The organism is Lactonifactor sp. BIOML-A5 (assembly GCF_009677585.1).
Classification (GTDB): domain Bacteria; phylum Bacillota; class Clostridia; order Lachnospirales; family Lachnospiraceae; genus Lactonifactor.
Window position 1 is genome coordinate 40,130 of the sequence record NZ_WKYV01000008.1, and the last position, 13,427, is coordinate 53,556.

12 protein-coding genes and 2 tRNA genes are annotated in these 13,427 nt (G+C 46.3%); all 14 read right to left on the reverse strand.

Annotation, left to right across the window (positions count from 1 at the left end):
- Window positions 1–78: 78 nt before the first annotated feature.
- The 14 genes from GKG41_RS08570 to GKG41_RS08640 all read right to left on the reverse strand — a co-directional run bounded on the left by GKG41_RS08570 (window position 79) and on the right by GKG41_RS08640 (window position 13,305).
- Window positions 79–164 (reverse strand) — tRNA-Leu (locus GKG41_RS08570).
- 18 nt (window positions 165–182) lie between these two features.
- Window positions 183–264, reverse strand: a tRNA-Tyr gene (locus tag GKG41_RS08575).
- Between the two features lie 109 nt (window positions 265–373).
- The gene (locus GKG41_RS08580; RefSeq protein WP_347563346.1) at window positions 374–2,494 is read right to left on the reverse strand and encodes a glycoside hydrolase family 13 protein; all 2,121 of its coding nucleotides are present in this window, start codon (window positions 2,492–2,494) and stop codon (window positions 374–376) included.
- 332 nt (window positions 2,495–2,826) lie between these two features.
- Window positions 2,827–4,653, reverse strand: a complete 1,827-nt coding sequence (gene ftsH, locus GKG41_RS08585) for an ATP-dependent zinc metalloprotease FtsH (protein ID WP_226904220.1) — start codon at window positions 4,651–4,653, stop codon at window positions 2,827–2,829.
- Window positions 4,654–4,671: 18 nt separating this feature from the next.
- Window positions 4,672–5,193 (reverse strand): hypoxanthine phosphoribosyltransferase, encoded by a 522-nt coding sequence (hpt, locus tag GKG41_RS08590; RefSeq protein WP_154258111.1) that lies wholly within the window; start codon window positions 5,191–5,193, stop codon window positions 4,672–4,674.
- Window positions 5,186–6,526, reverse strand: a complete 1,341-nt coding sequence (tilS, locus tag GKG41_RS08595) for a tRNA lysidine(34) synthetase TilS (protein WP_154258112.1) — start codon at window positions 6,524–6,526, stop codon at window positions 5,186–5,188. Before tilS ends, hpt begins: the two co-directional genes overlap by 8 nt.
- A gap of 10 nt (window positions 6,527–6,536) precedes the next feature.
- Complete coding sequence (locus GKG41_RS08600) at window positions 6,537–8,024, reverse strand: SpoIIE family protein phosphatase (protein ID WP_154258113.1); 1,488 nt, start codon at window positions 8,022–8,024, stop codon at window positions 6,537–6,539.
- Between the two features lie 132 nt (window positions 8,025–8,156).
- Window positions 8,157–8,489, reverse strand: a complete 333-nt coding sequence (locus GKG41_RS08605; RefSeq protein ID WP_226904218.1) for a septum formation initiator family protein — start codon at window positions 8,487–8,489, stop codon at window positions 8,157–8,159.
- A gap of 442 nt (window positions 8,490–8,931) precedes the next feature.
- On the reverse strand, window positions 8,932–9,198 hold the full coding sequence (gene yabP / locus GKG41_RS08615; protein ID WP_072851774.1) for a sporulation protein YabP: 267 nt from the start codon (window positions 9,196–9,198) through the stop codon (window positions 8,932–8,934).
- 94 nt (window positions 9,199–9,292) lie between these two features.
- Window positions 9,293–9,532 carry an RNA-binding S4 domain-containing protein gene (locus GKG41_RS08620; RefSeq protein ID WP_072851681.1) on the reverse strand — a complete coding sequence of 80 codons (240 nt, stop codon included), beginning with the start codon at window positions 9,530–9,532 and terminating at the stop codon, window positions 9,293–9,295.
- 101 nt (window positions 9,533–9,633) lie between these two features.
- A complete protein-coding gene (locus GKG41_RS08625; protein ID WP_072851679.1) occupies window positions 9,634–9,912 on the reverse strand; it encodes an HU family DNA-binding protein in 279 nt (92 codons plus the stop codon).
- A gap of 173 nt (window positions 9,913–10,085) precedes the next feature.
- Window positions 10,086–10,511, reverse strand: coding sequence for a MazG family protein (locus tag GKG41_RS08630; RefSeq protein ID WP_154258115.1), 426 nt, complete (start codon window positions 10,509–10,511; stop codon window positions 10,086–10,088).
- Window positions 10,512–10,525: 14 nt separating this feature from the next.
- Window positions 10,526–12,259 (reverse strand): phospho-sugar mutase, encoded by a 1,734-nt coding sequence (locus GKG41_RS08635; RefSeq protein WP_154258116.1) that lies wholly within the window; start codon window positions 12,257–12,259, stop codon window positions 10,526–10,528.
- Window positions 12,260–12,318: 59 nt separating this feature from the next.
- The gene (locus tag GKG41_RS08640) at window positions 12,319–13,305 is read right to left on the reverse strand and encodes a hypothetical protein (protein ID WP_347563347.1); all 987 of its coding nucleotides are present in this window, start codon (window positions 13,303–13,305) and stop codon (window positions 12,319–12,321) included.
- Window positions 13,306–13,427: the final 122 nt, after the last annotated feature.

Here is a 13,427-nt window from a genome sequence, read left to right on the forward strand (position 1 = left end):
AGCGTTTGAAGACTTTACTGCGTTAAGCCTGAAATAAAATAAAGGAAACGCTGCTAATTCACGTTTCCCTTACTTTAGTGCCGCAGACCGGAATCGAACCGGTACGAAGTTTAACCCTCGCAGGATTTTAAGTCCTGTGCGTCTGCCAGTTCCGCCACTGCGGCAGTGGATAAACAATCCAGTGGATGGAGAAGGATTCGAACCTTCGAAGGCGTTGCCAACAGATTTACAGTCTGCCCCCTTTGGCCACTCGGGAATCCATCCATGCATTGATTTTCCAAAGAAAACCAATGGTTATTGCTTCTGACAAGATCCGATTTTACCACAATCCATTTGAGAATGCAAGTACTTTTCCTCTGTTTTCCCGGGGAATTCAGCTTTTATTTGACGGTATTTTCCGGAGTACTACCGCAGATACCGGGGGAAGTTCAATCTCAAGCATACCATTATTACTCTGGTATACGGTTTTGTCAAAGGTATATCCCTCTGCAGTGGTAAGAGCTATCCGCTCGTAGATATCCACACCCGCTCTTTCAGACCCCAGCTGCCATACAGGAATCGTCAGGAAGGCCGATTCCTGCCGGTTATTGACGCTGATCACCATCTTGTAATGCCTGGTGAATCTTCCATAGGTAAGTCTCTGATAATCGTTGTGAAGATATTTTAAGGAGCCGTGGAGCAGAGACTCACTGCCTTTGTGTATCTGAATCATACCTTTATAGAATTCCAGCAGTTCCATATCTTCTCTTCCCCAGGGGTAAGTTCTTCTGTTATCCGGATCTGTAAATCCACAGAGCCCCACCTCATCACCGTAGTAGATCGTCGGTGCTCCGGGCCATGTCATCTGCATGACAATGGCCTCCCTGAAGACGGCTTTGCTTACCCCCTCCTCTGCTGCCCGGGGGCCCAGCTGTGCAACTCTTCCCACTTTTTTGTTGGTCCTGGTAAGAAACCTGGAGTGGTCATGATTGGATAACTCATTCATTGCCACCTCCAGAGTCGGCTCTGTCATTCTGGATAAATGATATGTCATAGCATTCTTAAACGCATCGCTGTTTCCGTAAAGGCCTCCGTTATACTCATCGCTGTGCTTCTCCATCCCTGTCAAAAACCAGGTGATGGGCTCCATGAAGGCATCATAATTCATTATGGTATCCCACTCATCTCCGTGAAGCCACTCTCCGGCCTCTCCGTAATGCTCTGCCAAGATAATGGCGTCGGGATTGGCCTCTTTCACATTCTTTCGGAAATCCTTCCAGAATCTGTGGTTGTATTCGTTGCTGTGTCCCAGATCCGCAGCAACATCCAGCCGCCATCCGTCCACATTATAGGGCGGAGATACCCATTTCCTGGCAACCTCCATAATATATTCATAAAGCTTATCCGATCGTTCATAGTTCAGTTTCGGGAGGGTGTCATGCCCCCACCATCCGTCATAAGAATCGTTGTAAGGCCATGCATTTTCATTGTAAAAGTGGAAAAAGCTCCTGTACGGGCTGAATGCATCCACATAAGCCCCCTTGTCATATCCTTCCGCATACTCATAAATCCGCTCTCTGTCCAGCCATTTATTAAAGGAACCGCAGTGATTGAAGACCCCATCCAGGATAATGCGCATTCCTCTCCGGTGCACCTCCTCCACAAATTCCGCAAAAAACTGGTTGCTGGCCTCCAGGTTCTTTTTGTCTGTGACCCTTTTGATATATTTGCCGGCGTGAGCATTTTCCCGATCCCAGTCTGCCAGCAATTCGCCGCCGTCTTCCACAATTTTTCCATAATGGGGGTCGATGTAGTCATAGTCCTGGCAATCGTACTTATGATTGGACGGGGAGACAAATATGGGATTCAGATACAGGACATCCACCCCCAGCTCCTGGAGGTAATCCAGTTTATCCCAAATGCCCTGAATATCACCGCCGTAAAACCTGTGAATGTCCATGGGCTGAGGTGTTTCGTACCAATCCAGCACCTTCTGGCTTTTGGCACCGATGTAGAAGTACTCTCCCGTCTCCACATCATTGGAGGGATCCCCGTTGAAGAAGCGATCCACATAAATTTGATACATCACAGCCCCTTTTGCCCACTGTGGGGTATGGAATCCCGGGACAATGGAAAACTGGGTGTAAATGGGCTGTTCCTTTGCCAATCCCTGCTCACTGAAATAGCAGCGGATCCTGCCTGAGGTTATTTCAAAATAGTAATAGATGGGTTCTTCATCTACCTGTAACTGTGTCTCATAAAAATCAAACCCGCACTCTGTATACGCATAGTCCATAAGTGTTTTCTGTTCCCCCCGGACAATGTAGACTCCGTCCACATTATTTTCCAGGGTTCTAAACCGGATCGTTACCGTATCACCCGGATCCGGCTCATAGGGTTCTCTGTAATTCTGTGTTCTGTCGCTATATAAAGCAGCCTTGTTAAACAGCGGCCGCATATTTGATACATACTGCTGAATCTTACGAACTTCCTGATAATTTCCATGTTGCATCATATTCCGTCCCCTTTATTCAATGATGGAAATGCCTCTTTTCATTTTATACGCTGACATCCTCCAATACAACTATTTTCAAACGTAAAAAAGACAGCTACCGAACGCTGTCTTTTTTGGAGAAGGTATTTCTTCTTATGGGGTGTAGCAAAAACTATATAATGTATTGGGGGGTTTTTACAGTTATTATTATAGCAAGCGGCAAGGGAAAAGTGTGCACAATCTTCACTGATATTTCAGTTCATTTTTGGGCGTTTTTTTACACCGTCCCATTTCCCTCTTCCGCCTCCTGCTAAAAAATATACAAAAACCCTTTTCTGTCAGTAAAAAACCTTCTAAGCCATAGCCTTCTCTTCAAACAGCGCTTCAAACTCTTCTCTTCCGATTTTTTCTTTATCCAATAATAAATCCACGCATTTATGAAGAACATCCTCATGACTCTGGATTAATGTTTTTGCTTTCTCGTAAGCTTCATCAATAATACGCTTCACTTCGCTATCAATAGTGGTAGCTACATTTTCTCCGTAGCCCCTGGTATGGGCCAAATCTCTGCCGATAAAGACTTCTTCATCGTCTTCCCCATAATTGATAAGTCCCACTTTTTCGGACATACCATACTTGGTTACCATAGCCCGGGCCAGTTTTGTTGCCTGTTTGATATCCTGGGAGGCCCCTGTAGTCACATCCTTAAATACCAGTTCCTCTGCCACACGCCCTCCCAGATCCACAACAATATGCTGCAGCATCTGATTCTTGGTATTAAACATCTCATCTTTTTCCGGAAGGGGCATGGTATATCCGGCGGCCCCCATTCCGGTAGGAATGATTGAGATGGTGTGGACAGGCCCCACATCCGGCAGGAGGTGGAACAATATGGCATGCCCTGCCTCGTGATATGCTGTAATCCGTTTCTCTTTTTCAGAAATGATCCGGCTCTTCTTTTCAGAACCGATTCCTACCTTTACAAAGGATTCCTTCAAATCCGCCTGCACAATATAGGCCCGTTCCTTTTTTGCCGCCAAAATAGCCGCTTCATTGATAAGGTTTTCCAGATCCGCACCGGTAAATCCTGCAGTAGTCTGGGCAATCTCTTTCAGATTTACGTCGTCTCCCAGAGGCTTCCCTTTGGCATGGACATGAAGAATCTCTTCTCTGCCTTTAATATCTGGTTTTCCCACTCCAACCTTTCGGTCAAATCGTCCTGGCCTCAGAATAGCGGGATCCAGAATGTCCACACGGTTTGTGGCTGACATTACAATAATTCCCTCATTCACCCCAAAGCCGTCCATTTCCACAAGCAGCTGGTTGAGGGTCTGTTCCCTCTCGTCATGGCCGCCGCCCATTCCTGTGCCCCTGCGTCTGGCCACTGCATCAATCTCGTCTATAAAAATAATACATGGGGCATTCTTCTTTCCTTCTTCGAATAAATCTCTCACACGGGAAGCGCCCACTCCCACAAACATCTCTACAAAGTCAGACCCGGAGATGCTGAAAAACGGAACTCCCGCCTCTCCCGCTACTGCCTTGGCGAGGAGTGTCTTACCTGTACCCGGCGGTCCAACCAGAAGAACCCCTTTGGGAATCCTGGCGCCCACCTTTGTATACTTCTGTGGATTTTTAAGGAAATCCACTATCTCGACTAAGTCCTCTTTTTCTTCCTGAAGTCCTGCTACATTGGCAAAGGTGACTTTTTTCTCTGCGTCCACGGACATCTTGGCACGGCTCTTACCAAAGTTCATCATCTTGGCGTTGCTGCCGCCTCCTGACATCTGGCGGTTCATCATCATAATCATAAAGATTACCAGACCTCCGGTCAGCAGCAGGGGCAGAATAGATGACATGAACACATTATCCCCGGGGACATCGTACAGGGTCGGCACAATATAGGACCCTTCCAGATATTCCTCTACCTTTACCACATCGCTCACATAAAACTGTCTCTGTTCTCCTCCCTTTAATTCCAGCACTACCTGTCCTGTGGGCACTGCATTGTTGGGATGAATGGCTACTTTTGTTATATTTTGGCTGTCTACATCTTTCACAAAATCCTGATACGTATAAGAATTATTCGTTGTCACCTGATTGGTAATGAACCACCAGGCCCCGATAATCAGAACTCCAAGGACCAGATAGAATCCTAACCCTCTTGTTTGCTTATTCACTTCCTGCTCTCCTTTTCCCTAAAGTTCTACCACACCTATATATGGAAGATTTCTGTATTTCTGTGCATAATCCAGGCCGTATCCCACAACGAACTCGTCCGGGATATTGAAGCACACGTAATCCACCTGCACGTCCCGCACTCTGCGCTCCGGCTTATCCAGGAGCGTACAGAGCTTCAGGCTTTTTGGTCCTCTCTGGCGCAGAACCTCCATCAGATAGCTCAGCGTTCTTCCGGAGTCAATAATGTCCTCCACAATTAATACATCCTTGCCCTCCAGCGGCTCATCCAGATCTTTTACAATCCTCACTACTCCGCTGGATTTCGTGTCGTCACCATAGCTGGACACGGACATAAAGTCCAGGCTGACCGGTACTTTGAGTCTCTTTGCCAGTTCACAGGTGAAAAATACGCCGCCTTTCAGCACACAGATTAGATGTACGCTTCTGCCCTCGTAGTCCCTGCTGATCTGCTCTCCGATTTCCCGTATTCTTTTCTCTACTTCCTCCTCGCTGAGCAGCACGTGAACTTTTTCACTCATGTTGATTTCCTCCTTCTACCCGTACTTCTAAAACATTTTTTGTCTCTTGGGTAACTTTATAGTATTCACTGATCCGGTAACCCACCACCCACAGAATATGTGAGCCGTCCGCAAGCAGAAGAAGCTCCTCCCTTTCTCTGCGGGGCACCTTGCAGTCAATAAGGTAATCCTTTATTTTTTTCCTTCCGCCGGAGGCATTGATCACGAGATAATCTCCTGGTCTGCGCGTCCGTACGTTTAGACTATCTTCTATTTTATCATAATCAAACCATTTCGTATACTTTTTTTCCGGAATTGGCTGATTTTCGTAGGAAAACCTTCTCCAGCTCCAGGCAGGCCGGGGCGTCCCGGGAAGCTCTGCCTCTTCCTTTGCCAGCCAAAGCGCCTGGTACTCCATTTCTCCCTGGATTCTTCCGGGGAGGGAAACCCGTTTTCCAGGGCCGCTTTTTGCAAGGTCCATGAGACTTTTGATATGGTCTGCCCCTATGTCCTTCAATCCCCCCGCCAGTTCTCCCAGTGTCCTGCGAAGCACATATTGCTGAAGGATCTCTCTTTCCTGAAAAAGTTCTTTGCTGACTCTAATTCTTCCCTTTTCTTCTCTTACATATTCCTCTTTCAGTTTCCCTGCCAGCTCATCCAGATAATTATCTGCTTCCAAAAGCATCCCGGCTGTCCGGGCAATATGTGAAACTGTCTGCTCGTTAATATCATGAACCAGTACCGGCAAAACCTGATGGCGTATCTTGTTTCTTGTATAATCCAGACTCAGATTGGTACTGTCTGTAAGATACTCTATGCCTTTCTGCTCCAGATAATTCTCAATTTCTTTTCTCTCCACGCCAAGAAGAGGCCGGATAATCCGCTCCCGCACAGGTCGTATCCCGCACAGGCCCCGAATCCCACTGCCTCTGGCCAAATGATAAAGAAATGTCTCAGCCACATCGTTCTGATGGTGTGCCAAGGCCACCTTATCTCCATTCCATTCCTCCATAAATCTCTGAAACGCATCATAGCGGGCCTTTCTCCCCGCTTCCTCCAGTGTCATATGCCCTTCCTTTGCCATTTGCTCCACCGGATAAGAATACTCTATGCAGGGAATCTTCCACTGCCTGCAGAGCCTGTCCACGTATTTGGCATCTCTCTTTGCCTCCGATCCCCGAATCTGATGATTCACATGGACCACACCAAGCGCAAAGTCCGCCTGTTTCTGATATTCTTTTAACAGCGCAAGAAGGCATACCGAATCTGCCCCGCCGGAGACTCCTGCCACAATGCGGTCCCCTTCCTCTATCATATGATATTGCCTGATATAAGCAAATACCTTATTTTCCATCCTTTGTCTCCTACTTTTTCCAGATACCGGCCACCAGTACGGTCATATCGTCCACTGCCCGGTATTCACTATATCCCAACACCCGCTCGAGAATCCCCCGCCCCAATTCTTTGGGGGCATTTCCCCGGGTCTGCAGTATAATTTCTTTCATTACTTCTTCCTGGCGGTCCAGGGGCAGCGCGTCCAGCACCCCGTCGGTCACCATAATCAAAAAATCCCCGTCGTATAATTTCTTTGTGGTAGTTTCGAAGTCGATCTGCTGCACCAGACCCAGTCCCAGGCTGGTGGATGAAATCGCCTCTACCCAGTTGTTGCGTTTGATGAATGTTGTTGCCGCTCCGGCCTTCAGGAAATGCCCCATACCGGAATACAAATCCATCACACAGATGTCTACCGTGGAGAAATGCCCGTTTTTGCCCTGAAGAACCAGGGCTGAGTTTACCATTTTTGCAGCCGTCTCTCCTGTGAATCCCGCATCTACAAACTCCTCCAGAAGGTCCACTACCATCTCACTCTCCTGACAGGCCTCCAGACCGGAACCCATACCATCCGAAAGACACATAAAAAACTGGCCGGTATCCTCCATAGTACACATATAATTGTCCCCGGATACACTCTCTTTATCCTTGGTTATCTTGGCCGCACCATACAGTACCTTAAAATTAACATCCTCCACAAAACTGTATGTAGTAAATTCCCCGTTGATCAGAGATCGGCTGTCCTTGCGCGCCACCATAGAACATCCGCATTCCTTTGAGAGCTGTGCCGCTGCCTCATTCACCGGGATGCACTGACCTCCCCTGCTTCGAAGCCGCATAAAATACTGCTGTTTTCCATCCGGAAGCTCCAGCATCCAGATACTTTTCAGCACAATATTTTTCTTCTTCAGCCTCCGCTCCAGATCATCCTTGAATTCCGGCAGTACATCAGTCACCTCAAACATATCTCTGGACATAAGCTGCATGATCCGCGCCATCTCACTGAGCTGTTCCGCTACTGCCAGGCGGTTTTCAATAAGTTTGTTGCTCCAGACCAGGTTCTGCCGCTCCCTGGATATCATCCGGTACAGCTCGTCCCCAAGCTTTCCCTGATTCACACAGATACCCATGAGCTCTACCTTCCCCCGTCTGATTTTTTCCTCATCTCCTTCTTCCATGATTCTCAGAAGATTGTATATTCTCTGCTGGGTCTGCAGATACTGCTTCTGCCAGCACACATGGTGCAGATGGCATTTCTCGCAGAAGTTCTGTTCCACTTCTCCAATCAGTTCTTCTATTTCTCCATTGCTCAGATAATCTTTACGGTAAGGCATACCGTAAAAACTATTAGCTAAACGCTGAAAAGAGGTTGCATATCGTTCCATTTTCTCTTTCTGTGGATGCTGGTCATATACAATGGTTGCCGCACTTTTTTTCATTCCTGAAAAAATAGTTTTTGCCATGTCCCGGATAATCAGTAGCGCGCTGATTACGAGCATGGCAATAATCCATTCCTGCATCTATGATTACCTCCCCTGAATTAGCATTCGCTATCAAAGGTGTATTATAGATGTTTTTTCCTTTAATCTTTGTCAAAAACACTACTCTGTGCTTAAAAACTTTTAGACAAAATATGGTATTTACTGAGCCGGCTACTTTTCCTCTTTGAATACGATCTCATTGTTCTTAACCAATCCCAGTTTATCTCTTGCGACTTTTTCCGCGTATTCATCTGACTGCATGTATTCTTTTGTCTCTTCTATCTCTTTTGTACGCTCTTCTTCCTTCTTTATTTCTTCAGAAATCGCCACCTTTTTCGCCTCGTTGCCGGCAACCTTTTTTTTCAGAGCCGCGCCTTCGTAGAGGAGTGCCCCAAGAAGAACACACACGACAAAGGTTATACTAATCATGGCTATCCGGTTTCGGACGCCTTTTCTTTTTTTCTTTTTTGACTGCATTCTTTTTTTTGTCCGTTCTCTCATCATTTTTCTTCCTGACTTTCCTTGCTGACAAATAGTTCAATACTAAAATTTTACCTCGTGACAGTGGAAATTTCAACCTTTTTATCCATCGTGCTGTCAATTTCAGAGGTATTTTAAGGAAACCTTTTATTTTATTTAAAAAAAATGATATGTATTTTACTAATATTTCGCTGACACTGTAATGATATAAAATAACTCCCAGAAGAATGCCTGCAAGGGCGTACAGGCGTATGACACCGTCATTTTCCTCATACATTCTGGAAAACAGAAAAACACCGCCGGCCGTCCAGTACAGGATGTCTTCTATACTGATCCACAGGGCAGGGTGAGCGCAGACTCTCCGGAAAATCCGCAGTACATCATAAGCTGCCACCATCAGAACTCCTGCCCAGACAGAGCTGGCAAATAAAATAAGCTCCTGATTCATATACTCGCTCATAGGCGCTTATTTGAACAGCCGTTTCAGCAGATTCTCCCCTGCTTTCTGGCCGTGGATTCCTCCCTCAGTATAGGTCAGACTGTCTATGGTCCCCTCCAGGTCTACCTCCTGCTTTTCCAGATTCAGTCTCGTAACATGGAGGTCCTTTCCCTTGATCGTCAGCATTCCCTGCTGTGTATCTAATAAAATCTCATTCATATCGAAGGATACCACATCCCTGACGCCTGTAACATTGCCTGTCTGGCGGTTTTTCAGTATGAAACCATGGAGCATTGTCGGTTGCTTCTCATCCACAATACAGCTTCCTCCATCTATACTTTCTTCCATCATTATATGGGGGATTGGGCTGTATTAGTACTGTATATCTCTAGAGATAGCGGAACATTTTATCCGCATCTTCCTTTTTCACGGTCTCTTTTACCTCCAGTATCTCCGCTTTTACAACATTGCTTCCAAACTGGATCTCCAGGATATCTCCAGGCTTAACCTTTGTAGATGCCTTGGCTGGTTTGCCGTTTACCAGAACACGTCCCGCATCGCATGCTTCGTTGGCAACGGTACGCCTTTTAATTAACCGGGAAACTTTTAAAAATTTATCCAATCTCATTGTCTGCTCTTCCTTTCCTTTTCCGCCTTCGGGCCTGTCGGCACCAGCCCCGGGGTATATAAAAAGGGACTGACGAATCAGTCCCCTTATTCACTCAATACTTATTTTTCATTAACTAAGTCTTTTAATGCTTTTCCTGCTTTGAACTTAGGAGATTTGGAAGCTTCGATCTTCATGGTTTTTCCTGTCTGAGGATTTCTTCCTTCCCTGGCAGCTCTCTCTGATACTTCAAAAGTACCAAAACCTACTAATTGAACCTTTTCACCTTTTTTTAATTCATCAGAAACTACATCTACGAACGCTTTTAATGCCGCCTCTGCGTCTTTCTTGGATAATTCAGTTTTTTCAGCGATAGCCGCTACCAATTCAGTTTTGTTCATGAGTATTTCCTCCTATTGATTTGTCTACAATAAATTTCGATGCCATATCCCAATGCTTACTCTGCATCAGTGGCTACGCCCCAAAAACAAGCGTGAAGTTCTAATAACTCTATTGATAGTTATAACCTCTTTCCCTGTGTTTGTCAAGTTTTTTAGGCATTTTAGCGGCTCTTTCACAGCTTTTTTTCCGCGTTTTTCCGGGCTTTTTCCTCTTTCTCTCTCTTTTTTATCTCTTCCCAGGTCTGCAGCACCTCGGCAGAAGAATTGGCTGTGCCCCGGCCAAAGACATGAGGATGGCGGCGGATCATCTTCTCACTGATTCCCTGTATCACGTCATCAATGGTAAACAGCCCCTCTTCCTCAGCGATCTGGCTGTGCATCATCACTTGAAGCAGCACATCCCCAAGTTCTTCGCAGAGGTTGTCCGCATCCTTTGTCTCCTCCAGCAGACGAATCCCCTCCACTGCCTCCTGCGCCTCCTCCAGCATACACGGAATCAGGCTCTCATGGGTCTGTTCCCTGTCCCAGGGACAGCCGTCAGGGGCCCGCAGTCTGCGGATGATTTCTCTGAAATCTGTGAATGAATATCGTTTATCCATAAAAGGCTTGTCTCCTACAGCATTTTGTCAACCATTTCCAGTACGGCTTTTCCAAGAGCCTGTGATTTTTCGTCGGCATCGGCCAGAGAGGTTCCCTTGATTCCATAATAGAACTTAACCTTTGGCTCGGTTCCGGAAGGCCGTACGCATACCCACGCATCGTCTGTGAGGTCATAGTAGAGAACATTAGAACTTGGAAGGCCGGTAGGGGTAACTTCCCCCGTCTCCAGATCTGTGATGGTATCTCTCTTATAGTCTCTCGCTGATACTACCTGATATCCACCGATTTCTGTGGGCGGCTCCTTCCTCAGTGTGTCCAGGATGGACTGGATCTTCGCCAGTCCCTCGATTCCCTTTAAGGTGACGGACTGGATATCATCCTTATAATATCCATATTTCTCATACATATCTATCATGGCATCCCAGAGGGTTTTGCCCTGTGTCTTATAGTAAGCGGCAGCCTCACAAAGAGCCATGGTAGCTACAATGGCATCCTTGTCTCTGGCATAGGTTCCTATAAGGCAGCCGTAGCTCTCCTCAAAACCGAACAGATACGTTCCTCTTTTATTTTTCTCAAAGCCCAGAATCTGCTGGCCGATATATTTGAATCCTGTAAGGACTTCAATTAAACGGATATCATAATGTCTGGCAATTGCATTGGCCATATTGGTGGTAACAATGGTCTTAATCAGTGCGCCGTCATCGGGAAGGCCCTGGAGTTCTTTCTTCTGGCTAATCTCATATTCCGCCAATAGACAGCCGGACATATTTCCTGTGAGTGTGTGATATTCTCCGGTTCTGCTGTCCTTTACCCGCACGCCCAGACGGTCTGCATCAGGGTCTGTAGCCAAAACGATATCAGCATCCACTTCCTTTGCCAGCTTCAATCCCAGCTCAAAGGCTTCCTCAGCCTCCGGATTGGGATAGCTCACCGTTGGAAATTCTCCGTCCGGAAGTTCCTGCTCTTTTACCACATATACATTGTCAAAGCCCAGTTCCTTTAATACCCGTCTCACAGGAATGTTTCCGGTTCCGTGAAGAGGGCTGTACACAATCTTAAGCTCCCCGGCCATCTTTGAAATGGCATCCATATGCAGTACCTGGCTCTTCAGCTCCTCCATGTATGCATCGTCTATCTCTTTGCCGATTACCTCGTAAACACCTGCTTTTATGGCTTCCTTTTCGTCCATGGTCTTTACATTACTGTAATCCGTAACCTTTTTCACTTCGTCCATAATCCCGGAGTCATGGGGAGGCGTAATCTGTGCGCCGTCCTCCCAGTATACTTTATATCCATTATATTCCGGAGGGTTATGGCTGGCTGTAATATTAATACCGGCTACACACCCCAGTTTGCGCACTGCATAAGAAAGCTCCGGAGTCGGCCGCAGGGATTCAAAAATATAAGCCTTAATTCCATTAGCAGCAAGGCAAAGGGCAGCTTCTTTCGCGAACTCCGGGGACATGCGGCGGGAATCATGGGCAATCGCCACACCTTTTCCTTTCGCCCCCACAGATTCAATATAGTTTGCCAGCCCTTGTGTGGTCTTCCTCACCACATATATATTCATGCGGTTTGTACCAGCACCAATCACCCCGCGAAGCCCTGCGGTACCAAACTCCAGATCCATATAAAAACGTTCTTTAATTTCATTTTCATCTTCAGCAATTGCTTTCAATTCTGCTTTCGTTTTATCATCGAAATACGGATTATCCAGCCATTCTTCATACAATTTTTTGTAGTCCATATTCTTGTACCTCCCTGCAATAATGTTTTTTCTATTATAGCAGATTCAGGTAATAATGCCTAGTTTTTTCCCCGCATTTTGCACATTTCATCTAAAAATCCCAGCCAAACGCCCTTCTGAGCGATAAGTGTATCCAGTTTTTCCTCGCTTTTTTGGGAGACCCAGGCCTTCTTGTGATTGTAATAATAATTGGCCAGCTTCCAGAATTTTTCAGGATATGCAAACCGCAGCCTCAGATTATCCAGCTCCATGCCGGACAAGGGTCTTTCCTTATTGTATTCCTCCAGCATAAGTGTTCCCAGTTCCTTATTCCAATTATGCTTTTCCAGAATTTTTCTCATAAACTGGTAGAGATCTGCTGTCTGGATGTCGTAATTCCACTTGTCAAAATTCGTAACCGCAATTTTCTGATTCACGAACAGTACGTTATGCTGGTTAAATTCCCCGTGGCAGATATCCCCCCTGGACATTGCATCTTTCCTAAGGGTATCATAATCAGACGCAATCAGCTGGCGGATCACTTCCTCCCCCTGAGCCAGATACCATCCCACACTCTCCAAATAGCGGAGCTCAAATCTGTTCTTCTGGCGTTTGCTGCGGATAAACTTCTGGATCTTTCTCAATTCAGCATTATGTCTCCCGTATTCCTGAAGCAGGGATTCCTTTACATAATTCTCCTCCACAGGCATGTGCATAATTTTATGTAAACTAGCCAGAGCTTTAATGCTCCTCAGTATATCCTCTTTTGCCTTTGTATCGCATTCCCTGCCCTCATACCAGCGCCTGAGATAATATGGGATATTATCCTTATCAAAGGACACCAGCTGCCCTTCCTGATTTGCGTACACAGTGTCAATCAACAGTTCGCCTGTCTCCAGCTGTCTCTGCAGAACTTCCTGCTGCACCAGCTTTTTCGCAGACCCCTGGAACTCCTTGATCAGCACAAGTCCCTGCTGGGTATTACAGATGAGGGATCCTCTCCCCCGGTATGTATTAGTCGCTGTTAAATCATACTGCTCCAATATACTTAACCCACGGTCATACACTTATGTTCATCCCCCTTTATTTTGCGTCCTTTTTATTTTATGAACCCCAGAGCGCAAAAATGCCAAAAGGGGACGTGTTCCTTTTACAAAGAACACGTCCCCTTTTGACTTCAGGGTGTCCC

Excerpts from the sequence above, each read along its gene's own strand:
- GKG41_RS08580 (WP_347563346.1), bottom strand. The coding sequence starts at position 2,494 with ATGATGCAACATGGAAATTATCAGGAAGTTCGTAAGATTCAGCAGTAT.
- hpt (WP_154258111.1), bottom strand. The coding sequence starts at position 5,193 with ATGAGTGAAAAAGTTCACGTGCTGCTCAGCGAGGAGGAAGTAGAGAAA.
- tilS (WP_154258112.1), bottom strand. The coding sequence starts at position 6,526 with ATGGAAAATAAGGTATTTGCTTATATCAGGCAATATCATATGATAGAG.
- GKG41_RS08600 (WP_154258113.1), bottom strand. The coding sequence starts at position 8,024 with ATGCAGGAATGGATTATTGCCATGCTCGTAATCAGCGCGCTACTGATT.
- GKG41_RS08605 (WP_226904218.1), bottom strand. The coding sequence starts at position 8,489 with ATGATGAGAGAACGGACAAAAAAAAGAATGCAGTCAAAAAAGAAAAAA.
- yabP (WP_072851774.1), bottom strand. The coding sequence starts at position 9,198 with ATGCTCCATGGTTTCATACTGAAAAACCGCCAGACAGGCAATGTTACA.
- GKG41_RS08620 (WP_072851681.1), bottom strand. The coding sequence starts at position 9,532 with ATGAGATTGGATAAATTTTTAAAAGTTTCCCGGTTAATTAAAAGGCGT.
- GKG41_RS08625 (WP_072851679.1), bottom strand. The coding sequence starts at position 9,912 with ATGAACAAAACTGAATTGGTAGCGGCTATCGCTGAAAAAACTGAATTA.
- GKG41_RS08630 (WP_154258115.1), bottom strand. The coding sequence starts at position 10,511 with ATGGATAAACGATATTCATTCACAGATTTCAGAGAAATCATCCGCAGA.
- GKG41_RS08635 (WP_154258116.1), bottom strand. The coding sequence starts at position 12,259 with ATGGACTACAAAAAATTGTATGAAGAATGGCTGGATAATCCGTATTTC.